This is a genomic window from Paenibacillus sp. S02, from assembly GCF_019454065.1.
Lineage (GTDB): Bacteria > Bacillota > Bacilli > Paenibacillales > Paenibacillaceae > Paenibacillus > Paenibacillus polymyxa_B.
Window position 1 is genome coordinate 5,298,220 of record NZ_CP073682.1, and the last position, 24,985, is coordinate 5,323,204.

Annotated in this window: 24 protein-coding genes and 1 other annotated feature; all 24 genes read right to left on the reverse strand. The window is 46.2% G+C overall.

The window, feature by feature from the left end:
- Positions 1 to 2: 2 nt before the first annotated feature.
- Positions 3 to 2,081 carry an elongation factor G gene (gene fusA / locus KAI36_RS23675; protein WP_023990559.1) on the reverse strand — a complete coding sequence of 693 codons (2,079 nt, stop codon included), beginning with the start codon at positions 2,079 to 2,081 and terminating at the stop codon, positions 3 to 5.
- A 47-nt stretch (positions 2,082 to 2,128) separates the two neighbouring features.
- Positions 2,129 to 2,599 carry a 30S ribosomal protein S7 gene (gene rpsG, locus KAI36_RS23680; protein WP_007432586.1) on the reverse strand — a complete coding sequence of 157 codons (471 nt, stop codon included), beginning with the start codon at positions 2,597 to 2,599 and terminating at the stop codon, positions 2,129 to 2,131.
- Positions 2,600 to 2,650: 51 nt separating this feature from the next.
- Positions 2,651 to 3,073, reverse strand: a complete 423-nt coding sequence (rpsL, locus tag KAI36_RS23685) for a 30S ribosomal protein S12 (protein WP_007432587.1) — start codon at positions 3,071 to 3,073, stop codon at positions 2,651 to 2,653.
- A 144-nt stretch (positions 3,074 to 3,217) separates the two neighbouring features.
- Complete coding sequence (locus KAI36_RS23690; RefSeq protein ID WP_007432588.1) at positions 3,218 to 3,469, reverse strand: ribosomal L7Ae/L30e/S12e/Gadd45 family protein; 252 nt, start codon at positions 3,467 to 3,469, stop codon at positions 3,218 to 3,220.
- A 215-nt stretch (positions 3,470 to 3,684) separates the two neighbouring features.
- Positions 3,685 to 7,299: a DNA-directed RNA polymerase subunit beta' gene (gene rpoC / locus KAI36_RS23695; protein WP_013312165.1), complete on the reverse strand. Its 3,615-nt coding sequence runs from the start codon at positions 7,297 to 7,299 to the stop codon at positions 3,685 to 3,687.
- A 140-nt stretch (positions 7,300 to 7,439) separates the two neighbouring features.
- On the reverse strand, positions 7,440 to 10,985 hold the full coding sequence (gene rpoB / locus KAI36_RS23700) for a DNA-directed RNA polymerase subunit beta (RefSeq protein ID WP_053326185.1): 3,546 nt from the start codon (positions 10,983 to 10,985) through the stop codon (positions 7,440 to 7,442).
- 355 nt (positions 10,986 to 11,340) lie between these two features.
- Positions 11,341 to 11,943 carry a class I SAM-dependent methyltransferase gene (locus KAI36_RS23705; protein WP_220026165.1) on the reverse strand — a complete coding sequence of 201 codons (603 nt, stop codon included), beginning with the start codon at positions 11,941 to 11,943 and terminating at the stop codon, positions 11,341 to 11,343.
- Between the two features lie 148 nt (positions 11,944 to 12,091).
- On the reverse strand, positions 12,092 to 12,457 hold the full coding sequence (gene rplL / locus KAI36_RS23710) for a 50S ribosomal protein L7/L12 (RefSeq protein ID WP_010348819.1): 366 nt from the start codon (positions 12,455 to 12,457) through the stop codon (positions 12,092 to 12,094).
- Positions 12,458 to 12,525: 68 nt separating this feature from the next.
- Positions 12,526 to 13,029 (reverse strand): 50S ribosomal protein L10, encoded by a 504-nt coding sequence (gene rplJ, locus KAI36_RS23715; protein WP_013312168.1) that lies wholly within the window; start codon positions 13,027 to 13,029, stop codon positions 12,526 to 12,528.
- A gap of 74 nt (positions 13,030 to 13,103) precedes the next feature.
- Positions 13,104 to 13,255, reverse strand: a sequence feature (ribosomal protein L10 leader region).
- Positions 13,256 to 13,323: 68 nt separating this feature from the next.
- Positions 13,324 to 14,016 (reverse strand): 50S ribosomal protein L1, encoded by a 693-nt coding sequence (gene rplA, locus KAI36_RS23720; protein WP_013312169.1) that lies wholly within the window; start codon positions 14,014 to 14,016, stop codon positions 13,324 to 13,326.
- Between the two features lie 87 nt (positions 14,017 to 14,103).
- Positions 14,104 to 14,529: a 50S ribosomal protein L11 gene (rplK, locus tag KAI36_RS23725; RefSeq protein ID WP_007432595.1), complete on the reverse strand. Its 426-nt coding sequence runs from the start codon at positions 14,527 to 14,529 to the stop codon at positions 14,104 to 14,106.
- Positions 14,530 to 14,602: 73 nt separating this feature from the next.
- A complete protein-coding gene (gene nusG, locus KAI36_RS23730; RefSeq protein WP_007432596.1) occupies positions 14,603 to 15,136 on the reverse strand; it encodes a transcription termination/antitermination protein NusG in 534 nt (177 codons plus the stop codon).
- A gap of 22 nt (positions 15,137 to 15,158) precedes the next feature.
- Positions 15,159 to 15,350 (reverse strand): preprotein translocase subunit SecE, encoded by a 192-nt coding sequence (secE, locus tag KAI36_RS23735; RefSeq protein WP_013312170.1) that lies wholly within the window; start codon positions 15,348 to 15,350, stop codon positions 15,159 to 15,161.
- Between the two features lie 20 nt (positions 15,351 to 15,370).
- Positions 15,371 to 15,520 (reverse strand): 50S ribosomal protein L33, encoded by a 150-nt coding sequence (gene rpmG / locus KAI36_RS23740; protein WP_023990562.1) that lies wholly within the window; start codon positions 15,518 to 15,520, stop codon positions 15,371 to 15,373.
- Between the two features lie 334 nt (positions 15,521 to 15,854).
- Positions 15,855 to 16,499 carry an RNA polymerase sporulation sigma factor SigH gene (sigH, locus tag KAI36_RS23745; protein WP_016324748.1) on the reverse strand — a complete coding sequence of 215 codons (645 nt, stop codon included), beginning with the start codon at positions 16,497 to 16,499 and terminating at the stop codon, positions 15,855 to 15,857.
- Between the two features lie 162 nt (positions 16,500 to 16,661).
- On the reverse strand, positions 16,662 to 17,183 hold the full coding sequence (locus KAI36_RS23750; RefSeq protein WP_025723810.1) for an NYN domain-containing protein: 522 nt from the start codon (positions 17,181 to 17,183) through the stop codon (positions 16,662 to 16,664).
- A 4-nt stretch (positions 17,184 to 17,187) separates the two neighbouring features.
- Positions 17,188 to 17,934: a 23S rRNA (guanosine(2251)-2'-O)-methyltransferase RlmB gene (rlmB, locus tag KAI36_RS23755; RefSeq protein WP_023990564.1), complete on the reverse strand. Its 747-nt coding sequence runs from the start codon at positions 17,932 to 17,934 to the stop codon at positions 17,188 to 17,190.
- Between the two features lie 55 nt (positions 17,935 to 17,989).
- Positions 17,990 to 18,448: a Mini-ribonuclease 3 gene (locus KAI36_RS23760; protein WP_071643182.1), complete on the reverse strand. Its 459-nt coding sequence runs from the start codon at positions 18,446 to 18,448 to the stop codon at positions 17,990 to 17,992.
- Positions 18,445 to 19,848, reverse strand: coding sequence for a cysteine--tRNA ligase (gene cysS / locus KAI36_RS23765; protein WP_220026166.1), 1,404 nt, complete (start codon positions 19,846 to 19,848; stop codon positions 18,445 to 18,447). Before cysS ends, KAI36_RS23760 begins: the two co-directional genes overlap by 4 nt.
- 24 nt (positions 19,849 to 19,872) lie before the next feature.
- Positions 19,873 to 20,553 carry a serine O-acetyltransferase gene (gene cysE / locus KAI36_RS23770; RefSeq protein ID WP_220026167.1) on the reverse strand — a complete coding sequence of 227 codons (681 nt, stop codon included), beginning with the start codon at positions 20,551 to 20,553 and terminating at the stop codon, positions 19,873 to 19,875.
- A 488-nt stretch (positions 20,554 to 21,041) separates the two neighbouring features.
- The gene (gene gltX, locus KAI36_RS23775) at positions 21,042 to 22,502 is read right to left on the reverse strand and encodes a glutamate--tRNA ligase (RefSeq protein WP_220026168.1); all 1,461 of its coding nucleotides are present in this window, start codon (positions 22,500 to 22,502) and stop codon (positions 21,042 to 21,044) included.
- 39 nt (positions 22,503 to 22,541) lie between these two features.
- The gene (ispF, locus tag KAI36_RS23780; RefSeq protein ID WP_025723806.1) at positions 22,542 to 23,018 is read right to left on the reverse strand and encodes a 2-C-methyl-D-erythritol 2,4-cyclodiphosphate synthase; all 477 of its coding nucleotides are present in this window, start codon (positions 23,016 to 23,018) and stop codon (positions 22,542 to 22,544) included.
- Positions 23,015 to 23,713 carry a 2-C-methyl-D-erythritol 4-phosphate cytidylyltransferase gene (ispD, locus tag KAI36_RS23785; protein WP_220026169.1) on the reverse strand — a complete coding sequence of 233 codons (699 nt, stop codon included), beginning with the start codon at positions 23,711 to 23,713 and terminating at the stop codon, positions 23,015 to 23,017. The genes ispF and ispD overlap by 4 nt, the downstream gene beginning before the upstream one ends.
- A gap of 70 nt (positions 23,714 to 23,783) precedes the next feature.
- Positions 23,784 to 24,869: a PIN/TRAM domain-containing protein gene (locus KAI36_RS23790; RefSeq protein ID WP_013312181.1), complete on the reverse strand. Its 1,086-nt coding sequence runs from the start codon at positions 24,867 to 24,869 to the stop codon at positions 23,784 to 23,786.
- Positions 24,870 to 24,985: the final 116 nt, after the last annotated feature.

The window sequence follows — 24,985 nt, forward strand, 5'->3', positions numbered from 1 at the left end:
TATTACTCGCCGCCTTTGGTTTTGGCAACGATCTCTTCAGCAATGCTCTTCGGCACTTCTTCATAATGAGAAAGTTCCATAGAGAACACGCCGCGTCCTTGTGTACCGGAGCGAAGTGTAGTCGAGTATCCGAACATTTCGGACAAAGGCACCTTCGCACGAATGATTTGAGCTCCACTACGGGAATCCATACCTTCAATCCGACCACGACGGGAGTTCAACATACCCATTACGTCACCCATGTATTCCTCAGGAACCGTTACTTCAACTTTCATAATCGGCTCAAGCAATACTGGTTTACATTTGTCTTTCGCTGCTTTCAGCGCCATTGATCCGGCAATTTTAAATGCCATTTCATTGGAATCGACATCATGGTATGATCCGTCCACGATTGTAGCTTTAACGTCCACAAGCGGGAAGCCTGCGATAACGCCGTTTTTCATTTGTTCCTCAATACCAGCAAGAGCAGGTGCGATGTACTCTCTAGGAACAGAGCCGCCGACTACCTTACTTTCGAATTGACTACCAGTACCTGGTTCGAGTGGTTCGAACTCAACCCATACGTGACCATATTGACCACGACCACCGGACTGACGAACGAATTTACCTTCGACACGTGCTGGAGCACGGAACGTTTCACGGTAAGCAACCTGTGGTTTACCCACATTCGTTTCTACCTTGAACTCACGACGCATACGGTCAATGATGATGTCCAAGTGAAGCTCACCCATACCCGCCAAGATGGTTTGACCTGTTTCTTCGTTAGTATGAGCGCGAAGAGTTGGATCCTCTTCAGTCAACTTACCGAGAGCTACAGACATTTTATCTTGGTCAGCTTTGGTTTTAGGCTCAACCGCGATTTCGATAACCGGATCAGGGAAGTTCATGGACTCGAGAATAACAGGACTCTTCTCATCACACAGTGTATCACCTGTACCTGTATCTTTCAAACCTACGGCAGCCGCAATATCACCAGAGTAAACTACAGTGATTTCTTGACGACTGTTCGCATGCATTTGAAGAATACGTCCGATACGTTCGCGTTTACCTTTTGTTGCATTCAATACGTAAGAACCGGATTGAAGAACACCGGAGTATACACGGAAGAATGTCAACTTACCAACGTAAGGGTCCGTCATGATTTTGAAGGCCAAAGCGGAGAATGGCTCTTCATCGGAAGAGTGACGTTCAACTTCCGTACCGTCTTCCAAATGCCCTTGAATACTTGGCACGTCAGTAGGAGCCGGCAAATAGTCGAGAACAGCATCCAACATCAGCTGAACACCTTTATTGCGGTAAGAAGATCCACAGATAACTGGGAAGATTTTAACTTCTACAACACCTTTACGGAGAGCGGCTTTAATTTCGGCAACCGAAATTTCTTCGCCTTCCAGGTATTTCATTGTCAATTCTTCGTCCAGTTCAGCAACCTTCTCGATCAATTCATTACGGAGTTCTTCAACCTGATCTTTGAATTCCGCAGGAATTTCTACTTCTTCGATATCTTGACCAAGATCATCCTTGTACATATGAGCTTTTTGTTCAACGATATCGATAATACCAGTAAAATCATTTTCTGCGCCGATTGGCAATTGAATCGCAACTGCGTTCGCTTGAAGGCGATCACGCATGTCGGAGACAACATTCAGGAAGTCGGCACCAATGATATCCATTTTGTTTACATATGCGATCCGTGGAACGCCGTAGCGATCAGCCTGTCTCCATACGGTTTCGGACTGAGGCTCAACGCCTTCTTTCGCACTGAAAACACCAACTGCTCCGTCCAATACACGAAGGGAACGTTCAACTTCAACAGTGAAGTCAACGTGCCCCGGGGTGTCGATGATATTGACGCGGTGACCTTTCCAGGCAGCGGTCGTCGCAGCGGAAGTAATCGTGATTCCGCGCTCTTGTTCTTGTTCCATCCAGTCCATTGTCGCAGCGCCTTCGTGAACTTCACCGATTTTGTGCGTACGGCCTGTGTAGAACAAGATCCGCTCTGTTGTAGTGGTTTTACCCGCGTCAATATGAGCCATGATCCCGATATTACGTGTATTTTTCAAGGAGAACTCTCTTGCCATGAAATGGGTCTCCCTTCAAAATTGAAGTTATTTTTTTGAGCTGAATCCTACCAACGATAGTGAGCAAACGCTTTGTTCGCTTCAGCCATTTTGTGCGTGTCTTCACGTTTTTTCACGGAAGCGCCTGTGTTGTTGGAAGCATCGATAATCTCAGCCGCCAAACGCTCTTCCATGGTTTTCTCACCGCGGTTGCGGGAGTAGTTTACGAGCCAACGTAATCCCAGGGACGTACGTCTTTCTGGTTTTACCTCGATTGGTACTTGGTAGTTGGCACCGCCGACACGGCGTGCTTTAACTTCCAGGACTGGCATGATATTCTTGATAGCTGCTTCAAAAACTTCCATCGGGTCATTCCCCGTACGTTCTTGGATAAGCTTGAACGCATTGTACAGAATGCTTTGAGCAACGCCTCGTTTTCCGTCGAGCATGATGCGGTTGATCAAGCGGGTAACCAACTTGCTGTTGTATACCGGATCTGGCAACACGTCTCTTTTGGTAACTGGACCTTTGCGTGGCATGGATATCCCCCTTTCTTACATGTTAAACCGACATACGCGGTTTATATCTCATTAGGATTTTTTAGCTTTAGGGCGTTTTGCGCCGTATTTGGAACGAGCTTGCATGCGGTTGTTTACGCCTGCAGTATCCAAAGCACCGCGAACGATATGGTAACGCACACCCGGAAGGTCTTTTACACGACCGCCGCGAATCAGCACTACGCTGTGTTCTTGAAGGTTATGTCCAATACCTGGAATGTAAGCAGTCACCTCTACACGGTTCGTCAAGCGAACACGAGCATATTTACGAAGTGCGGAGTTTGGTTTTTTCGGAGTCATAGTACCTACACGAGTGCACACTCCGCGTTTTTGCGGGGCACTGATGTCGGTAGCTTCACGTTTCAAGGCATTAAAACCTTTTTGCAAAGCCGGTGATTTCGATTTCTCGATTTTGGCTTGACGTCCTTTACGAACCAGTTGGTTAATAGTTGGCATGTTGGTTGCCACCCCCTTCCTCAATTTTTGCTGTTACTTTACAAACCTTATCTAAGCCCACAGACCCAGGCGGTTCATAAAAGAACAAATGAAAAGTCTTTGCCGCCAAGAATAACAATTCCTTAGACAAAAACGTTCCTTACCCTATTGTTTTACGATAGCAGCCATTGCGGCTCCCACTTCAATCCCACATGCAGCCCCGAGATTTTTCATTGTGTCTACGAGAGTCACTTTGACTCCTTGCTTGTTGCACAAAGCAATGATGTTGGAAGTGAGACGCTGATCTGCGTCTTCTGCCACATATACTTCTGAGGCAAAGCCCAATTCTACCATGCGAATGGTTTGTTTGGTACCGATTTTGACATGAGCATCTTGCAGTCCCTGTTCTTTAGACATATCTCATTCCTCCGAAAAGACCAATAGCATATAGGCTGCTCACGCACCTTTGCTATATTAGCATTGACTATAAGTAATGTCAAGACAATTATAAACTATAATTCATTTAAACAGAATAGTACGATTCATTTTTGAAAAAACACCGGAGCACCGTCTGCTGTAGCTTTTATGCAAGCTTATGTCTACGGTGTTCCGGCAATCATACTATTTTTATATTACTCGGCCGAAATTGGTTCGAGCTCCTCAGATGGAGACTGCCCCTCTTCCGGTTGGGCAAATTTCACGCTACGGTAACGGTTCATACCTGTTCCCGCAGGAATCAACTTACCAATAATTACGTTCTCTTTCAGTCCAAGCAACTGATCAACCTTGCCTTTAATAGCTGCATCAGTCAGGACACGAGTAGTTTCCTGGAAGGATGCTGCTGACAAGAAGGAGTCAGTTTCCAGAGATGCCTTGGTAATACCGAGCAGTACCGGCTTGGCTACCGCTGGTTCTTGGCCGCTGAGAATCGCTATCTTGTTTGCATTTTCATACTCATGGACATCAACAAAGGAGCCTGGAAGTAAGATTGTGTCGCCCGCATCAATGATACGGATTTTACGCAACATTTGACGAATCATAACTTCTACGTGCTTGTCGTTGATTTCTACGCCCTGGTTCCGGTATACGCGTTGAACTTCCTGAAGGATATAGTTCTGCACCCCGCGAATACCTTTAATACGCAACATTTCTTTAGGATCAATTGAACCATCCGTCAGTTCGTCCCCAGCTTCAACAGTCATACCTTCGCTTACGCGCAGGCGGGAACCATACGTTACTGAATATGTTTTCGTTTCAGCTTCACCCTGAATGTCGATCTCACGACGGTCTTTACCTTCACGAACTTCTTTAACTGTACCGTCAATTTCACTAATAGTTGCCTGACCTTTAGGATTACGTGCTTCAAAAAGCTCTTGGATACGAGGCAAACCTTGTGTAATATCGTCACCCGCTACGCCGCCTGTGTGGAACGTACGCATAGTAAGCTGTGTTCCTGGCTCACCAATGGATTGTGCAGCGATAATACCAACTGCTTCACCAATCTCAACGTGTTTACCAGTAGCCAGATTGCGACCGTAGCATTTCTTGCAGACGCCATGTTTAGCACGGCAACTTAGTACAGAACGAATCTGAACTTTGTGTACGCCGGCTTTAACAATCGCTTCAGCTTTGTCGGAGTCAATCAGTTCATTACGTCTAGCCAAAATCTCGCCAGTCTCAGGATGACGTACCGTTTCAAAGCAATAGCGACCTTCCAGACGGTCATAGAGATCCTCAATCACTTCTTTACCGTCCTGGATACGACTTACTGTGAAGCCTTTATCCGTTCCGCAGTCTTCTTCGCGCACGATAACATCCTGTGCCACATCTACGAGACGACGAGTCAGGTAACCGGAGTCAGCCGTACGAAGGGCTGTATCCGCCAAACCTTTACGCGCTCCGTGAGTGGAGATGAAGTACTCGAGTACTGTCAGACCTTCACGGAAATTTGACTTGATTGGGAGTTCGATAATACGTCCGGATGGATTGGCCATCAGACCACGCATACCGCCGAGCTGAGTAATCTGTGACTTGTTACCCCGCGCTTTGGAGTCCACCATCATCATGATAGAGTTGTAGCGATCCATGGACTTCATCAATACTTCGGTAATATCATCTTTCGCTTTAGACCAAATGTCGATAATCCGGTCATAGCGTTCTTCATTCGTAATCAGACCACGACGATACTGATTCGTCACAACTTGCGCTTTGTCCTCAGATCCCTTAAGAATCTCTTGTTTTTCCACCGGCACGATTACGTCCGATACAGCAACGGTTACCCCTGCACGAGTGGAATACGTAAAGCCAAGCTGCTTGATTTTATCCAGAATTACAGCTGTTTCTGTTGTATGGTAAGTCTCAAAACAACGGGCAATGATATTACCAAGGTAATCCTTGCCTACCCCGTTAGCTTGCGGAGCGTTTTGAATGGCTTCTGTAAGATTTACACCCTTCTCGTAAACAAAGAACTCCTCCGCAGTACCATAAAGCAGGTTCGCACGGGTCGCATCATTGATGTACGGGAAGCTTGCCGGGAAAATTTCATTAAAGATAATTTTACCAACCGTTGTGATCAACATCGCTTCCTGTTGTTTTTCCGTAAAGCTCGTTTTATTCAAAGCTTTAACCGGAATAGCTACACGAGCATGAAGGCCAGCTGTACCGCGTTGGTAGGCCGATATAGCTTCATTCATGTTGCGAAGGATCATATTGCTTCCTTCTTCTTCTTTGTTATCCATAGTCAGATAGAAAGAACCAAGAACCATATCCTGGGAAGGTGTAACAACTGGCTTGCCGTCTTTCGGATTCAAAATGTTGCCGGATGCTAGCATAAGCAAACGAGCTTCAGCTTGAGCTTCCGCAGACAACGGAACGTGAACAGCCATTTGGTCACCGTCAAAGTCGGCATTATATGCAGTACATACGAGCGGATGCAGACGAATCGCACGACCTTCAACCAAAATTGGTTCGAACGCCTGGATACCGAGTCTATGCAACGTAGGGGCACGGTTCAGAAGAACTGGATGCTCCTTGATTACTTCTTCCAGCACATCCCATACTTCTGCACTCACACGTTCTACTTTACGTTTCGCGCTCTTGATATTGTGCGCCAAACCTTTGTTCACCAGTTCTTTCATAACAAAAGGTTTGAACAGTTCCAGTGCCATTTCTTTTGGCAAACCGCATTGATACATTTTCAAGTACGGACCTACAACGATAACGGAACGACCAGAGTAGTCAACACGTTTTCCGAGCAAGTTCTGACGGAAACGTCCTTGTTTACCTTTCAGCATGTGGCTGAGGGATTTCAGAGGACGGTTACCTGGACCTGTAACAGGACGACCACGACGACCATTATCAATCAAGGCGTCAACAGCTTCCTGCAACATCCGTTTTTCATTTTGTACGATAATATCTGGCGCACCTAAATCTAACAGACGTTTCAGACGGTTATTACGGTTAATAACACGACGATACAAGTCGTTAAGGTCAGAGGTAGCGAAACGACCACCATCCAACTGTACCATTGGACGAAGCTCAGGAGGAATAACAGGAAGTACGTCCATGATCATCCAATCCGGTTGGTTGCCGGAGTTACGGAATGCCTCAATAACTTCAAGGCGTTTGATTGCACGGTTACGACGTTGTCCTTGAGCTGTACGCAGCTCTTCTTTCAAGAATTCCAACTCTTTGTCTATGTCCAAATCTTGAAGAAGCTTTTTAACCGCTTCAGCACCCATACCTGCCTGGAAGCCATAGCCATATTTCTCACGATAGCTACGGTATTCTTTCTCGGACAGGAGTTGCTTTTTCTCCAAAGGCGTATCTCCTGGATCGGTTACAACATAAGATGCGAAGTAAATGATCTCTTCCAGAGATCTTGGAGACATATCAAGAGCAAGACCCATACGACTTGGAATGCCTTTAAAGTACCAAATGTGCGATACAGGAGCAGCCAACTCAATATGGCCCATACGCTCACGGCGAACCTTAGCGCGAGTAACTTCTACTCCACAACGGTCACAGACAACACCTTTATAGCGTACACGTTTGTACTTACCGCAATGACATTCCCAGTCTTTCGTAGGTCCGAAAATTTTCTCGCAAAATAGTCCTTCTTTTTCCGGTTTAAGCGTACGATAGTTAATCGTCTCCGGTTTTTTGACTTCTCCGCGGGACCAAGAACGAATCTTTTCGGGGGAAGCAAGCCCGATTTTCATATATTCGAAATTGTTAACGTCCAACAAGGAGCAACCCTCCTTAACCAAATCCTGAGTTTTTAGGTTTGATACCGCCCAGCAGCACCGGGCGGTATCAAGAAACCTGACCCATCCTAGAATGGATCAAGGTATATAACAAAGCTGATATGAGTCAGTCAGCAGTCAAACTACTCTACGCCAACCTCAGAGCCTTCCAGATTCAAACTCAGCTTATCGCTGGTTGTGTCATCCTCATCATCAAGCTCTCTCATTTCGATCTCTTGTTCGTCTTCAGACAGAATCTTCACGTCCATACCCAAGCTTTGCAGCTCTTTGATCAAGACCTTAAATGATTCTGGAACACCCGGTTCAGGTACATTTTCACCTTTGACAATGGATTCGTAAGTTTTAACACGTCCAACCACATCATCGGATTTCACAGTCAAAATTTCCTGAAGCGTGTACGCCGCGCCGTAGGCTTCCAATGCCCATACTTCCATCTCCCCGAAGCGCTGTCCACCGAATTGAGCTTTACCACCCAATGGTTGTTGCGTAACGAGAGAGTAAGGACCTGTAGAACGAGCATGGATTTTATCATCGACCATGTGCGCCAGTTTGATCATGTGCATGACACCGACAGTAACTTCACGTTCAAAACGATCACCCGTGCGTCCGTCATACAACACAGTCTTACCATTACGCTGCATGCCTGCTTCTTCCATAGTATCGAATACGTCATACTCCTTGGCACCATCGAATACTGGAGTTGCCACATGAATACCAAGACGCATTGCAGCCATACCCAGATGGACTTCAAGCACCTGTCCGATGTTCATCCGTGAAGGTACGCCCAGCGGGTTCAGAACGACCTGTACTGGTGTGCCATCCGGCAGGAACGGCATATCTTCTTCAGGCAAAATACGAGCAACGACACCCTTGTTACCGTGACGTCCAGCCATTTTATCGCCTTCGGAGATTTTACGTTTTTGAGCAATATATACACGAACCAACTGATTTACACCTGGTGGCAATTCATCACCATTTTCACGTGTAAACACCTTTACATCTACAACAATCCCGTCTGTTCCGTGAGGAACTCTCAAAGAAGTATCGCGAACCTCGCGTGCCTTCTCACCAAAGATTGCGTGTAAGAGACGTTCTTCAGCTGTCAATTCAGTCACACCTTTAGGTGTTACTTTACCAACGAGAATGTCACCTGCGCCGATTTCGGCACCAATACGAATGATTCCACGCTCATCCAAGTTGCGAAGCGCTTCTTCACCGACATTTGGAATGTCGCGAGTGATTTCTTCAGGTCCAAGCTTCGTGTCACGAGCCTCGGATTCGTATTCCTCAATATGGATCGAGGTGTATACATCTTCCTTAACCAGTTTCTCGCTCAGTAGGATCGCATCCTCGTAGTTGTAACCTTCCCAAGTCATGAAGGCAACGACAACGTTACGTCCCAACGCCAACTCACCCATCTCTGTAGATGGACCATCCGCAAGAATATCGCCAACTTTGACAATATCTCCTCTGTTCACAATCGGACGTTGGTTGATGCAAGTTCCTTGGTTAGATCGCATAAATTTGTGTAATTTATACTTAACAATGTCGCCCTTCACTTCAGCGCCATCTACAGTTTCAATACGACGCAACCAAATTTCGTTGGCCGAAGAACGTTCGATAACTCCGTTGTATTTGGATACAACGCAAACACCAGAATCTTTCGCAGACTTGTGCTCCATTCCTGTTCCGACCAATGGAGACTTCGGAATCAGAAGTGGGACAGCCTGACGCTGCATGTTGGAACCCATCAATGCGCGGTTAGAGTCATCATTCTCCAGAAACGGAATCAATGCAGTCGCGACCGATACGACCTGTTTAGGCGATACGTCCATGTAATCGACACGGCTACTAGCCATCGGAATAATGTTATCAGACTGTTTGTTATAACGGACAATGACGACCTCATCCTTAAAGGTGTTTTCCTCCGTCAATTCCGCATTCGCCTGAGCTACGATGTAGTTATCTTCTTCATCAGCAGTCAGGTAATCAATCTGCTCTGTAACTTTTCCGGTTTTTGGATCTACCCAACGATAAGGTGCTTCGATAAATCCGTACTCGTTGATGCGTGCAAAAGTGGACAAAGAGTTGATCAAACCAATGTTTGGTCCCTCTGGTGTCTCGATAGGACACATGCGGCCGTAGTGACTCGGATGGACGTCACGTACTTCCATACCCGCGCGTTCGCGCGTCAAACCGCCGGGTCCGAGTGCAGACAGACGACGTTTGTGCGTTAATTCAGCAAGCGGGTTCGTCTGATCCATAAACTGAGACAGCTGCGAGCTACCAAAGAACTCTTTAATCGAAGCAATTACCGGACGTATGTTAATCAACGCTTGTGGCGTAATTACATTAGCATCCTGAATCGACATTCTTTCACGCACCACGCGTTCCATACGGGACAAACCTATACGGAACTGGTTTTGGAGCAACTCACCTACAGAACGCAAACGACGGTTACCCAAATGGTCAATATCGTCCGTACTTCCGATTCCGTGAAGCAAGTTAATAAAATAACTGATGGAGGAAATAATATCGGCAGGCGTAATATTCTTAACCGATTTATCAATATTTCCGTTAGCAATCAGTTTTACTACTTTACCATCCTCAATTGGTGAGAATACATCGATCGTTTGAAGTGGAATATCATTGCTTTCTAGCACACCACTCGCAACATGATACGTACGATGTCCTACTGATTCCTCCAGTTGGGCCAAAATCTCGTCCAACAGGCGGCGATCTACCATTTGTCCGGCTTCAGCGATGATTTCACCAGTTGTTGTATCAATCAAAGTCTCAGCAAGTCGTTGATTGAACAGACGATTTTTGATGTGAAGCTTTTTATTGATTTTGTAACGGCCTACGTTGGCCAGATCATAACGTTTTGGATCAAAGAAGCGCGCAACCAGCAAACTCTTTGCGTTATCCAGTGTAGGCGGCTCACCCGGACGAAGACGCTCATAAATTTCAATCAGCGCTTTCTCGGTGGAATCCGTGTTGTCTTTATCAAGTGTGTTGCGGATATATTCGTCATTGCCGAGCAAATCCAGAATCTCAGCATCAGTGCCAAAGCCTAGCGCACGCAGCAACACCGTAACCGGAATTTTACGGGTACGGTCAATCCGGACATAGATAATATCCTTCGCATCCATCTCCAGTTCGAGCCAAGCCCCCCGGTTAGGAATTACCGTTGCGGTGTATGTTGTTTTCGCATTCTTGTCGACTTTTGTGCTGAAATAGACGCTGGGAGAGCGAACCAACTGGCTGACAATAACCCGTTCCGCACCGTTAATAATAAACGTACCCGTTTCAGTCATCAGCGGGAAGTCTCCCATGAATACTTCCTGCTCTTTCACTTCCCCGGTTTCTTTATTAATAAGCCGGACTTTTACCCGAAGCGGTGCTGCATACGTAACGTCGCGTTCCTTTGCGTCGTCAACGGTATATTTGGGTTCTCCGAGAGAATAGTCGATAAACTCCAGAATCAGATTTCCAGTGAAATCCTGAATTGGCGAAATATCCCGAAACATTTCCCGTAATCCTTCCTCCAAAAACCAATCATAGGATTTTTGTTGGATCTCAATCAGGTTCGGAACCTCGAGTACCTCATTAATACGTGCATAACTGCGCCGAGTGCGTCGACCATATTGAACAAGATGTCCTGCCAACTTAAACTCACCCCTCATGTCTACTCACTTTAAAAATACATTGCGAACCTCTGTTTGTGACCTTATAATAAGACACATACAGAAGATTCAATCTTACAAATACAGAAAAGCCCTTACTCGAATGCATTCGAAAAAAGAGCAACGTATCTGCAGAATCCTCTTACCGGAAGATCTTCATCACTTGTAGATTTGCCCAAAATGGTTGTATTATACGTAATAGAGATAAATACTATACCTACTACGCATAAATCTATTGACATTTCAACAAACTAAAGCCATGGAGGGCATCCTAATACTGACATTTTATAATAATATCACAGACCAGGATTCAAGTCAATGGTCCTATTGCATTTTCTTAAAAACTTTTTTCAGCCTTCAAAATTCGATAACCTTTATCCTTTGTAACTTCCTCTACATGACCGAAAAGGCTCTCTATCTTAGCACTCGCCGAAGGGGCCCCCTGCTTTTTCTGAATGACTACCCACAAAGCTCCACCCTCGTTTAAATGTTCATAAGCAAGCTCAAAAATGGTATGCACTGTTTCTTTTCCTGCACGTATAGGAGGATTCGTCAAGATCACGTCAAAACGTTCATTCTTCACTTCCGCAAACAAATCGCTTTGCTTAATAGTGACATTCTTAACCCCATTACGTTCCGCATTCTCTATCGCTAGTTGAACGGCTCGCTCATTAATATCAACCATTGTGACGTGTCCCTCGGGGACAAGCGCGGCTGCCACCAAACCAATCGGCCCATAACCGCATCCTACATCCAATACCGAGGCTTGTGCAGGAAGCTGCATCGCTTCAATCAGCACACGACTCCCGTAATCAATTCCCTGCTTCGAAAAAACGCCTGAATCGCTGGCTAAACGGTATGACCGCCCCCGAAGCACTGTTTCCAGGCTCCGTCGTTCATGCGCCGTCTCTGGCCGCTTGGAGTAATAATGATCAGCCATTCATGCCCACCTCTTTCGGTTGTACTACCATCATAGCCTTTACAATAACCTTTCAGACATGCTGGTACTACCGTTTTACAGCAACAAACCCCTTGAAGATCACCTCAAGGGGTTTGTTTTAGTTCATTGTCTGCTAGAAAGCAGTCAATTATTTTACTTCTACAGAAGCGCCTGCTTCTTCCAATTTTGCTTTAATGGATTCAGCTTCTTCTTTAGCGATTTTTTCTTTCAGTGGTTTTGGAGCATTGTCAACCAGTTCTTTTGCTTCTTTCAGGCCAAGACCTGTGATTTCGCGAACTGCTTTGATAACGTTGATTTTGGAAGCGCCAGCGCTTGTCAAGATTACGTCGAACTCGGATTGCTCAGCTTCTGCTGCGCCACCTGCTGCGCCACCTGCTACAGCTACTGGAGCTGCTGCAGTTACGCCGAATTCTTCTTCGATTGCTTTCACGAGATCGTTCAGTTCCAATACGGACATACCTTTAATTGCTTCCAAGATTTGCTCTTTACTCATGGTTGAACCTCCATTTAAATTCGTATTTTTTTGTTCTCAACTGCTATACAGCAGGTTTAATCCCTAACTTATGCGCTTTGCTCTTCTTTTTCTGCAACAGCTTTAACTGCAAGCGCGAAGTTGCGCACAGGAGCTTGAAGCACGCTGAGGAGCATGGAAAGGAGACCTTCGCGGGATGGCAGTTCTGCCAGTGCTTTGATTTCCTCAACACCGATAACGCGACCTTCTACAACTGCACCTTTCAGTTCCAGTGCATTGTTCTTCTTAGCGAAATCGTTCAAGATTTTAGCTGCAGACACTGCATCATCTTTGCCGAACGCGATTGCAGTAGGACCTGTCAATACTGCGTCCAGTTCAGTCAATTCTGCTGCCGCAGTTGCACGGCGGAGCAGTGTGTTTTTCAGCACTTGAAATTCGATTCCGGCTTCGCGAAGCTGCTTACGCAGCTCAGTTACTTGGGCAACATTCAGACCGCGATAGTCTGCAACCACAGTTGTTACGCTCTCGCGCAATTTTGCAGCTACAACTTCAACAGCTTCTTGTTTTGCTTGAATCACCTTTGCATTTGCCAAACTGTACACCTCCTGATCAATTTATCCGCTTTGTTCGAAGCACCCGATCTGGTGATCTTACAAAGCTTGCTTTCATAAGCATGAAAAAAGCCTCCGTAGAGTACGAAGGCTTGATAAATCTACATGGACGGGACAAGCCCGTCACATGAAACGTTCTATCATAACACCTCGGTAGGAAATTAAGCCCGAAGGCACCTACTGTCTACGGTAAGCATATTCAACTTTAATGGTCAGTCACAAGGACTCACAACTTTTATAGAATAACAAATTTGATTGAGTGTGTCAATCAAATTATTATCTGTAAACAGATGCGTTCACGCGTGCACTTGGTCCCATAGTCGAAGAAATAGCGATGTTTTTCAGGTATACACCTTTAGCAGCCGCTGGCTTCGCACGGTTCAAGGCTTCAACCAAGGCTTTAAGGTTCTCGTTCAGCTGTTCAGCACTGAAGGAAGCTTTGCCGATTGGCGCATGAATTTGACCGGCTTTGTCGAGACGGTATTCGATTTTACCGGCTTTAATTTCTTGAACAGCCTTGGCAACGTCGAAAGTAACTGTGCCTGCTTTAGGGTTAGGCATCAAACCTTTACCACCGAGCAAACGACCCAGTTTACCAACCTCACTCATCATATCAGGTGTCGCAACGCAGACGTCGAATTCGAACCAGCCTTGTTGGATTTTGTTGATCATATCTTGATCACCAACAAAATCAGCGCCAGCCGCTTCCGCTTCTTTCACTTTGTCACCTTTTGCAAATACCAGAACGCGTTGTGTTTTACCCGTACCATGCGGCAGGACAACAACACCACGAACAGCCTGGTCTTGTTTACGGGAATCTACGCCCAGACGAACTGCTGCTTCAACGGTTTCGTCGAATTTAGCAGTCGCTGCCTTTTTCACCAGTTCAACGGCTTCTAAAGGCTCGTAAGTTGCTTCGCTGTCAATCAGCTTAGCAGCTTCCAGGTACTTCTTACCATGTTTAGCCATAATGTTTTCCTCCTTATGTGGTATTAGCGGATATTCCTCCCACACTTGCCGGACAGTCAAACTGCCGGCACACGTAGATTAATAAAATTAATCTACGATGGTGATACCCATGCTGCGAGCAGTACCTTCAACCATACGCATTGCCGATTCTACGGAAGCTGCGTTAAGGTCAGGCATTTTTTGCTCTGCAATTTGACGAACAGCAGCGCGATTTACAGTTGCAACTTTCGTTTTATTCGGTTCACCGGAACCTTTTTCGATTTTAGCAGCAACTTTCAACAGAACAGCAGCCGGTGGAGTTTTGGTGATGAACGTAAAAGAACGATCCTCAAATACCGAAATTTCAACCGGAATAATCAGGCCTGCTTGATCAGCAGTACGAGCATTGAACTCTTTACAGAATGCCATGATGTTGACACCTGCTTGACCCAAAGCTGGACCTACTGGAGGCGCTGGATTAGCTTTCCCTGCAGGAATCTGCAGTTTTACCATTTTAATTACCTTTTTTGCCATGGATGACACCTCCTTGACTCAATAGTGGTAGACGGACCTATCGATCCTCCCACAAGAAACCTGTAAGAAAAATCTATATTTTCTCCACTTGAGTATAATCCAACTCAAGCGGGGTTTCCCGTCCAAACATGTTGACGTGAACCTTAAGCTTGCTCTTCTCAACCAAAATTTCTTCCACGGAGCCCACAAAATTCGCAAAAGGACCAACTTTAATTCGCACGGATTCCTTAACATCGAATTCAATCTTCGGTTTCGGCTCTACCATGCCCATATGCTTCAGAATCTGTTCAACTTCTTCTGGAAGCAATGGCGTCGGTTTGGAACCCGAGCCTGTCGACCCTACAAATCCCGTAACACCTGGTGTGTTGCGTACAACATACCAAGAGTCGTCGGTTTGGACCATTTCGACTAAGACATAACCAGGGTAGACTTTACGCATAACGGTTTTTTTCTTACCGTCCTTGGTTACCAGTTCTTCTTCCATAGGAACAAGAACACGGAATATCTTGTCTTCCATGCCCATGGACTCAACGCGTTTTTCCAAATTGGCTTTGACTTTGTTCTCATACCCTGAATAGGTATGAACGACGTACCATCTTTTTTCCATATCAAGCCACCTGGAACCCTTCCTAGATAATCGCTTCGATCACAGCGGAAATGCCGATATCGAGAACCCAAAAATAAATCGTGACGAACGCAATTGTCCCTATGACAATCAGCGTATAGTTGGTCAGTTCTTTACGATTGGGCCAGCGAACCTTCTTGAGTTCAGCCCAGCTTTCAGAGAAAAAGGAAAACAGAGACTTGAAACTGCGTTTCACGCCGACTACACCTCCAAAAACTATCTGGTTTCCCGATGAGAAGTCTGTTCGTTACAGGACTTACAGAATTTCTTCATCTCCATGCGGTCGGGGTGATTACGCTTGTTTTTCGTCGTTGTGTAATTTCTTTGTTTGCATGTTGTACAAGCCAAAGTAATAATTACCCGCATGATGTGCACCTCCCGAAGACATCCAACACCGGAAGTCTCATAATTGATCCTAAAAAAAACCGCGAATTTAGGCCTACCTAAAACACTTTATCACACGGGGTTTTCCATGTCAACGAATGTTTGCATACAATTCGCAGTCCCGGCTGTGGTGCATTTTAACATCTGTGCATCCTTTAAAACTGTTCTCTGAAAAGCTGCTTCAAAAATCAAGGCGATATCTATTATTCATCTTTTTTAGTATAAATCATTTGTAACACTTATAAACCTGCATAATCTACCTATAACGAATAAAAAAAGACTCGGACTCGAGCCTTTTCCCTGTCAGCCTCTACTTTCAACTATCTCTTACTTCCAGATACTTTTCAAGTTTACGCTTGACCCGTTGCAGCGCGTTATCAATGGATTTCACATGGCGGTCAAGATCCTCTGCAATCTCCTGATACGAACGTCCGTCTAGATACAACATAAGTACCTTGCGTTCCAGCTCGCTCAGAATTTCGGACATCTTGTCCTCAAGGCCCACAAACTCTTCCTGATTGATTATCAGCTCTTCAGGGTCACTTACTTGTGTTCCGCAAATCACATCGAGCAACGTCCGGTCTGACTCTTCATCATAGATGGGCTTGTCCAGAGACACGTAAGAGTTCAGAGGAATGTGCTTTTGTCGTGTAGCCGTCTTAATTGCCGTAATAATCTGTCGTGTAATGCACAACTCGGCGAAAGCCTTGAACGAAGCAAGCTTGTCTCCCTTAAAATCACGAATGGATTTGTAGAGACCAATCATGCCCTCCTGAATAATATCCTCGCGATCAGCACCAATCAGGAAGTAGGATCTGGCCTTGGCCCGCACAAAGTTCCGGTATTTGTTAATCAGAAACTCCAGCGCTTCCCCATCACCTTCATGGACTGCTCCGACAATGTCTTCATCATTTTTGTAATCAAACTTTGACAACATGATATCCTTGAGGTCCACACTCACTAACAATCCCTCCGGCTGCAACGCAAGGTACCCGTTACTCTCTCAAATATACGACAAGTATACGCGATGTAACCTGATACCGTCAACCACAACAACCTAAAAAAGAAGAGCGCTAACAAAATTGTCAATGGTTTCAAAATGGAGAGAGGTCCAATTATTGGATTATTCTCTTCTCCATCGTTCAAACAACTTTCGAAGCTCCGGACTCAGTTTGGCATCTAGCGAGTTACGGGACAATTTGGCACTATCCTGCTGGATTCGCTTCTGCACTTCCCTTTCGGACTCCTCAATCTCGATCAGTAATTCCCGCGCCGACACCCTGAGTGCACCTTGTCCAAATGCGACATGTTGCTCTACCTGATCGCTTGTGGCTACGTAAACACTTCTTCTTTTACTGCTCAGCTCCCGAACCAATCGCTCGATGCACTCATCAGCAGTTTCTTTTTCTCTGGTAAAATAAATCTGGACTTTACTCTGGGCAAAAGTTTTACCTAATCCTGGCACCCTGTAAGCATCAAATACGACGATGACTCTTCTGCCGGAATACGCCTGATGATCCGCCAGCCGTTCAAGAAGTCTGTCCCTCGCTTCCTGCATACCAGATTGTACCAGTGCGGAAAGTTCGGGCCAGGCTCCAATCATGTTGTAACCGTCCACAAGCAGAACATCCCGCATGTCAGCCATATCGTTAGCCCCGTGCCTGTCGTCCGCGCAATACTTCGTACATGACAACACCTGCAGCTACAGAAGCATTAAGGGAATTAATTTGCCCCGCCATTGGAAGCTTGACGAGTACATCGCATTTCTCACGGATCAAGCGGCCCATCCCTTTATTTTCGTTACCAATGACAATGGCTACCGGTCCCGTGAATACTCCATTCCCAAAGACAGGGTCTTTCGCTGTAACATCCGTACCAACTACCCATACACCCTCTTCTTTAAGACGGTCAATGGTTTGTCCCAGATTGTTTACACGCGCCACCGGGACGTACTCCACAGCACCTGCCGATGTTTTGGACACCGTTACAGTTACAGCTGCAGAACGCCTTTTCGGCACAATAACACCATGCGCTCCAGTACAGTCCGCTGTACGAAGGATGGAGCCCAAATTATGAGGGTCTTCAATCTCATCCAGCAAAATTAAAAACGGCTCTTCTCCCTTATCACGAGCAGTGGCGAGCAATTCTTCCACTTCAACATAGGCAAAAGGCGCAGCTTGCGCGACCACTCCCTGATGCTGAATGCCCGGAACCATTTGATCCAGCTTACGCTTGTCCACCTGCAAGACAATGATTCCTGCTTTTTTCGCCTCAGCTGTAATCGGCAGCGTCAAATGTTTTTGTGCATTATCCGCAATCCATATTTTATTTATCGTTCTGCCTGAACGCAATGCCTCCGTTACCGAATGCTTACCGGCAATCCATTCTTCTTCCATCTCTAGCTTCCTCCCGGGAAACGGACGATGCTTGTTCCATCCAGTCCGTTCCCATTTATGATTTTTCTGTATTTTCCATTTGTGCAATTCCGAACGTAATCAACTCTCTTAATCTGTCCAAATGTCCATCACAATAAAGAGATCCAATCAACCCTTCCAGTGCAGTGGCATGCCGATACTCAAGCACATCAGCATTTTTGGGCAAACTTCCTGATTTAGCATTTCTTCCTTGTCGGACAATATCGCGTTCTTCTTCCGTCAGTACCTTTTCCAATAGCCCCAACATGCGACTCTGCGCCTTGGCGGAGACTAGCCCTGTGGCTCGCCGATGCAGATGATTTGGACGCAGGTTTGGCTGAGCCAACAAATATTGCCGGACAGCTACCTCGTACACTGCATCACCAATGTAAGCTAGTGCAATGGGGGGCATCAAACGGGCTGGCTTGGATGCAGGGTACGGGAACCAGTTCCCCGTACCTTCCGATGCTCCTGAGTTCAGTGGCTTATCACTCATTTTCGCCGCCACCGCATACCCTGCGCCGTATCTTCAAGCACAATGCCTTTTGCAGCCAACAGATCGCGAATTTCGTCAGCTCTACCCCAGTTTTTGGTCTTACGAGCTTCGACACGTTCTGCAATTAAATCCTCAATTTCGTCATCCAGCAACTCTTCACTCGGTTCCGAATAAATACGAAGTACGCTATTCATCGAATGAAAGGTATGCAATACAGCTTGTAGTTCCACCTGATGTACGACATCTCGCTGCAACAAATGGTTTGCTTCGCTAACCCAATCAAATACAGCAGTAATCGCATCAGGTGTATTGAAATCATCATTCATTTTTTCGCCAAACTGCTGCAAAATTCCGTCGAGCTTCGTTTGCAGTTCCGTCGATAGTCCCCCATTACCTTCCAGCGCATTAGCTAAACGATGCTTCACATTGGCAACTGCAATGGCGATCCGCTCGACACTGTTCTCCGCCTGACTCATAGTCTCTTGGTTATAGTTCAACGGATTCCGGTAATGTGTCGACAACATAAAATAACGTAAAGCCTCCGGCTTGTGGTGAGCGCGCAAATCTTTAACCAAAATACCATTACCGAGTGATTTCGACATTTTTTCATTATCTATGCGAATATATCCGTTATGCATCCAATAGCGAGATAAGGGCTTACCCGTAATCGCTTCAGATTGTGCGCATTCACATTCATGATGCGGAAATTGCAGATCCTGTCCGCCCCCATGAATATCCAGTGTATCCCCCAAATAATGGCGAGCCATAGCAGAGCATTCGATATGCCAGCCTGGTCGTCCATCTCCCCAAGGGCTCGACCAATGAATTTCACCCGGCTTCGCTGCCTTCCAGAGTACAAAGTCCTCGGCATTTTCCTTGCGTTCATCCACATTGATGCGAATTCCGAACTGAAGCTCTTCCAGATTTTGACCTGATAGTTGTCCGTAATCTTTGAACTTTTTGGTCCGATAGAATACATCGCCATCATTTTCATAAGCATAGCCTTTGTCTACCAATTCCTTAATAAAATCAATAATCAGGTCCATACTCTCTGTTACACGAGGGTTCATGCTGGCAGCAGGAACATTCAATCCTGCCAGATCCTCATGGTAGGCAGCAATAAATTTTTCAGCAACTGCCGAAACATCCATATCAAGTTCCCGAGCTTTGCGGATTAGTTTATCATCGACATCCGTAAAATTCACCACATAGTTTACATCATAGCCCAAGTACTCCAGGTAGCTGCGCACCACGTCAAATACAATTACAGGTCGTGCATTGCCAATATGAATGTAATCATACACGGTAGGTCCGCATACATACATTTTAACCTTTCCAGGCTCCAGTGGCACAAAAGGCTCTCGGCTCCTCGTCATTGTATTATAAATTTGAAGCGGCATTGTTATGTTCCTCCCTCATGAAAATCATTTTTCTAATTTATTCTCTTGGGTCACCTGATGTTTCTGAGCGGATGGCCCATCCTTCAAATCAGATATTTCTGCATGCAAACGTTCAATTTCCCGTTGAAGTTCTCTCATAGAGTCCACAACCGGATCAGGCAATTGATGACTAAGTCGGTCTGGCCGCCTACCATCCTGTCTGACAACTCGCCCCGGGATGCCCACCACCGTACTGTTTGGTGGGACTTCTTTGAGCACAACCGAGTTGGAGCCAATGTTGGACTGTGCCCCAATCGTAAAAGAGCCCAATATCTTTGCACCGGAGCCGATAACAACATTATTCCCAATGGTCGGATGGCGCTTCCCTTTCTCTTTCCCAGTCCCGCCGAGTGTGACCCCCTGATACAATACGACATCGTCGCCAATCTCACAGGTTTCACCGATGACAACTCCCATGCCATGGTCAATGAACAGCCGATCTCCGATACGAGCGCCAGGATGAATTTCAATGCCTGTCATAAACCTCGATACCTGGGATATAACACGGGCTAGAGTACACCAGTTTCGCAAATAAAACCAATGTGCGATTCGGTGTGCCCAAAGAGCATGAACGCCGGAATACGTAAAAATGACCTCAAGCTTACTCCGGGCGGCCGGATCATTATCCAAAACAGTCTGAATGTCGGATTTGAAATGTCTGAACATGTCGCCCTCCTATTCCCTTCATATCCTTGCCGCATCTTCACAACACTTCACGTTTCGCCAATTTTCGCATCAACCAGCACTCTTCGACATTTTTCAATCTATAATGAGTCTGAGTCTGATAAAAAAAGAAAAAGCGCCTCCGCAGCCTAAGCTGCAGAGACGCATGAACGTGGTCCCACTCTGCTTCGAACATACCTGCTGCATAAAAAGCAAAGCAGTCCGTCTTTGGCGTCCTGTAACGGGAACGACTCGGCACGCCCTTGTCACATCAGCATTTGACGCTAATGAGAGTTCGGGCGCACGGCTCCCAGGCGCATTTCCTCCGCAGGTCATCTGGACGGCTCTCAGCCTGGGGTTTCCCCTCGACCGTCCTCTCTGGCAGATGCCCTTATGCAGTGTACTTCTCCTGTTCGCAGCCTTTACACGTAAATATCAATCCGTATCAATGGAGTCATTATAGCGAAAAGACAACAAATTGACAAGAAATATCAGCCTTTAATTTGTGCCTTAAGACGATCCAGTACCTTGTCACGTCCGAGCAAAAAGATGGTTTCATTCAGATCCCGTCCATGCGTTTGCCCTGTAAGAGCCACACGAATCGGCATGAATAGTTGTTTTCCCTTAAAGCCAGTTTCCTTTTGAACTTCCTTGATCAGCTTAGCCATTTGTGGAGCTGTAAATTCCTCGCTCGTTTCAACTTTAGCTGCAAAAGCTCTAAGTACCCCAGGAACCTGCTCTTCGGCCAATACAGCTGCTGCTTCAGCATCCAGTTCCAGATGTGAACGGAAAAACAACTCAGACAACGCTACAATATCGGATGCAGAAGTCATCTGTTCCTGGTATAAGCGAACCAGAGCCTTAGCCCAATCCAGTTGTTCCGCAGACAGTTCAGTCGGCAACAGCCCCGCTGCCTGGAGATGTGGAATCGCCATGCTGGCAATTCGCTCAGGATCAGCCTTTTTAATATAGTGATTGTTCAGGTAAGCAAGCTTATTTGTATCAAACACAGCTGGACTTTTGGACAAACGATTAGGATCGAAAATCGAAATCAGTTGTTCTCGATCATAGATCTCTTCTTCGCCTTCCGGGGACCAGCCCAGCAGTGCAATGAAGTTGAATATAGCTTCTGGCAGATAGCCCAACTTGTCATACTGCTCCATGAACTGAATAATGGATTCGTTACGCTTACTGAGCTTTTTGTGATCCTCGCCTACAATCAGCGTCATATGACCGAAGCGTGGCGGTTCCCAGCCAAGTGCTTCAAAGATCATCAACTGCCGCGGTGTATTGGAAACATGGTCTTCGCCCCGCAGTACATGCGATATTTTCATCAAATAATCGTCAACCGCTACAGCGAAGTTATATGTCGGAATACCATCCTTTTTGACGATAACAAAATCGCCGCTTTCCTTGGAATTGAATGTAATTTGACCTTTTACGATATCGTCAAACGTATATTCACGATCTTCCGGTACGCGAAAACGAATACTTGGTACACGGCCTTCTGCTTCAAATGCCTGGCACTGTTCTTCTGTTAGATCACGATGTTTTCCAGAATAGCGTGGTGTCTCCCCACGTGCCGTCTGCTCTTCACGCTCGCGCTCCAGCTCTTCTTCAGTGCAGTAACAACGGTAAGCCAAACCACGATCCAGCAAATCCTGCCAGTACGTTTTATATATGTCCAAGCGTTCAGTCTGACGATAAGGTCCAAACTTACCTCCCACGTCTACGCTCTCATCCCAGTCCATACCCAACCATTTCAAATATTTAAGTTGGCTTTCTTCTCCGCCCTCAATATTGCGCTTCACATCTGTGTCTTCGATACGAATAATAAATTTCCCACCTTGATTGCGGGCAAACAAATAATTAAATAATGCCGTTCTGGCATTTCCAATGTGCAGATGCCCTGTAGGGCTTGGTGCATAACGTACACGAACTTCCGTGCTCATATAATCTCCTCCAAATTGAATTACTCAAGATGATAGCATTTACTTGATAAGACAGACAACCGATTGAGCCGCGATTCCTTCACCCCGTCCGGGAAACCCGAGTTGCTCTGTCGTGGTCGCCTTGACGTTCACCTGGGATAGCTCCTCTGCTTCCAGCGCCCGAGCGATGACTTCATTCATCTGCGGAATATACGATGCCATTTTGGGCTTTTGTGCGATAATCGTAGAATCAATATTCCCCAAGCGATATCCTCGCTCTTTAGCTAGCCCCCACACATGCTCCAGTAGCTTAAGACTGTCGGCATCCTTAAATTCTGGGTCGTTATCCGGGAAATGCTTCCCGATGTCTCCCAAGCCAAGCGCGCCCAAGATGGCATCGCTAATGGCATGCAGCAGCACGTCTGCATCGGAATGGCCCAACAAACCTTTTTCATACGGAATATTCACACCTCCGATGATGCATGGCCTTCCTTCCACCAGCTGGTGGACGTCAAATCCTTGTCCCACTCTGATCACTTGATATCCTCTCCCTCTGTTTTTACCCATAACGCCGCCATATCCAAATCCTCAGGCGTAGTAATTTTGATGTTCTTGTAGCTGCCTTGAACGACAGTAACCGGAATTCCTAACCGCTCTATCAGCATAGAATCATCTGTTCCCAAGAATCCCGACTGCTCCGCTTCCTCATAGGCTCGCAGCAGATCGGAAAGACGAAAAGTCTGTGGCGTTTGAATACTCCACAGACTTCGGCGATCCGGCGTTGCTGTAATGATACCATCCCCGTTCACTTGCTTGACTGTATCCTTTACAGGTACTGCCGCTACAGAAGCACCAGTACGCTGGGCTGCCTCAAGGCATGAACGTACAAGCTCAGGTTGAATTAGTGGACGCACACCATCATGCACCATCACCCAATCCGCTTGTAAGTGGCGCAGACCGCGATAAACCGAATGCTGGCGTTCACTGCCACCAGCCACCACCCGTACATTTTTACCGATTTTGTATTGATGAATCCAATCTCGGCAGCGTTCCACATCTTCTGTCCCAGTCACCATCACCATTTCATCCACTTCGGGCATAGCTGCGAATATTTCAAGTGTATGTATGAAGATGGGCTTGTCCCGCAAAAGCAGAAATTGCTTGCTCTCCTGCGTCCCCATACGGGAGCCGTGCCCTGCTGCCACAATGACAACTCCTACCCGATTGTTCATTCAAATAACCCCTGCCCTGATCGCACTTGGACGATCCGTATGATAACACATCTACTTCATCATACCGCGTTTATTGAGCTTTTTCCAATAATTTCGGTTTGGCAAAGATCATACGGCCGGCTGAGGTCTGAAGTACACTCGTGACCAGCACCTCCATCAGAGAGCCAATATAGTCACGTCCGCCTTCTACAACAATCATCGTGCCATCATCCAGATAGGCTACACCCTGCCCATGCTCCTTGCCGTCTTTAATAATCTGCACCATAATTTCCTCACCGGGCAGTACGACAGGCTTCACTGCATTCGCCAAATCGTTAATATTCAGCACTGATACACCTTGAAGTTCGCATACTTTATTCAGGTTAAAATCATTAGTTACAACTTTACCCTGTAACACCTTTGCCAGCTTGACCAACTTACTGTCGACCTCTGAAATCTCCTCAAAATCACCTTCGTAAATGAGCACATTCACATCCAGTTCTTTTTGGATTTTATTCAAAATATCCAAACCCCGCCGTCCACGATTACGCTTAAGCAAATCTGATGAATCTGCAATATGTTGAAGCTCCTCCAGCACAAATTCAGGAATTACAATCGTTCCTTCAATAAAACCTGTCTTGCAAATATCTGCAATACGCCCATCTATAATGACGCTGGTATCCAGTATTTTATGCTCCTCCAGCTTGCGTTCTTCTACACCCGTTCCCCGACCAAAAAAACCAGAACTCCAAAAGGATGACAGCTCGTCCCGCTTCTCTAGCCCAACCATCAATCCCACATATCCACATATCACGGTAACAGCCGTCTGGATAAGTTGACCCGGGGCCCCCAACCATGAAAAAAGCGGATAAACTGCTAAGGAAAGTATCAATCCCACCGCTAAACCAATCACACCTGCCATCATCTCGTTCATCGGAATTCGTACCAAGCCTTCAATGCCCTGCTGCAATCGATTCGCCACGGATGCCCCTGCGAATGAGCATCCAGCCATAAATAGCACTGCTCCCGCCATCATCCAAACAACGATTCCCGGTAAAGACCCATCACTCAACCATTGTGGCATCCACGATACAATGCCTCCTACCCGCTGGTATAACGTATAGCCAAACCATGCTCCGCACAATCCTGTAAAAGTTAAAATAGCCTTTCTCCACATTGAGTCTCTATACCTCCTTTATTTTCTTTTCATATAGTCTGCTATTTATTGGATACATAGCATTTCTCTTACCAGTATGATCCATTTCCAACATAACTAACCCTGTGTTTTCACTT

Excerpts from the sequence above, each read along its gene's own strand:
- fusA (WP_023990559.1), bottom strand. The coding sequence starts at position 2,081 with ATGGCAAGAGAGTTCTCCTTGAAAAATACACGTAATATCGGGATCATG.
- rpsG (WP_007432586.1), bottom strand. The coding sequence starts at position 2,599 with ATGCCACGCAAAGGTCCAGTTACCAAAAGAGACGTGTTGCCAGATCCG.
- rpsL (WP_007432587.1), bottom strand. The coding sequence starts at position 3,073 with ATGCCAACTATTAACCAACTGGTTCGTAAAGGACGTCAAGCCAAAATC.
- KAI36_RS23690 (WP_007432588.1), bottom strand. The coding sequence starts at position 3,469 with ATGTCTAAAGAACAGGGACTGCAAGATGCTCATGTCAAAATCGGTACC.
- KAI36_RS23705 (WP_220026165.1), bottom strand. The coding sequence starts at position 11,943 with ATGGCTGATCATTATTACTCCAAGCGGCCAGAGACGGCGCATGAACGA.
- rplL (WP_010348819.1), bottom strand. The coding sequence starts at position 12,457 with ATGAGTAAAGAGCAAATCTTGGAAGCAATTAAAGGTATGTCCGTATTG.
- rplA (WP_013312169.1), bottom strand. The coding sequence starts at position 14,016 with ATGGCTAAACATGGTAAGAAGTACCTGGAAGCTGCTAAGCTGATTGAC.
- rplK (WP_007432595.1), bottom strand. The coding sequence starts at position 14,529 with ATGGCAAAAAAGGTAATTAAAATGGTAAAACTGCAGATTCCTGCAGGG.
- nusG (WP_007432596.1), bottom strand. The coding sequence starts at position 15,136 with ATGGAAAAAAGATGGTACGTCGTTCATACCTATTCAGGGTATGAGAAC.
- rpmG (WP_023990562.1), bottom strand. The coding sequence starts at position 15,520 with ATGCGGGTAATTATTACTTTGGCTTGTACAACATGCAAACAAAGAAAT.
- KAI36_RS23750 (WP_025723810.1), bottom strand. The coding sequence starts at position 17,183 with ATGGCTGACATGCGGGATGTTCTGCTTGTGGACGGTTACAACATGATT.
- rlmB (WP_023990564.1), bottom strand. The coding sequence starts at position 17,934 with ATGGAAGAAGAATGGATTGCCGGTAAGCATTCGGTAACGGAGGCATTG.
- KAI36_RS23760 (WP_071643182.1), bottom strand. The coding sequence starts at position 18,448 with ATGAGTGATAAGCCACTGAACTCAGGAGCATCGGAAGGTACGGGGAAC.
- cysS (WP_220026166.1), bottom strand. The coding sequence starts at position 19,848 with ATGCCGCTTCAAATTTATAATACAATGACGAGGAGCCGAGAGCCTTTT.
- cysE (WP_220026167.1), bottom strand. The coding sequence starts at position 20,553 with ATGTTCAGACATTTCAAATCCGACATTCAGACTGTTTTGGATAATGAT.
- gltX (WP_220026168.1), bottom strand. The coding sequence starts at position 22,502 with ATGAGCACGGAAGTTCGTGTACGTTATGCACCAAGCCCTACAGGGCAT.
- ispD (WP_220026169.1), bottom strand. The coding sequence starts at position 23,713 with ATGAACAATCGGGTAGGAGTTGTCATTGTGGCAGCAGGGCACGGCTCC.
- KAI36_RS23790 (WP_013312181.1), bottom strand. The coding sequence starts at position 24,869 with ATGTGGAGAAAGGCTATTTTAACTTTTACAGGATTGTGCGGAGCATGG.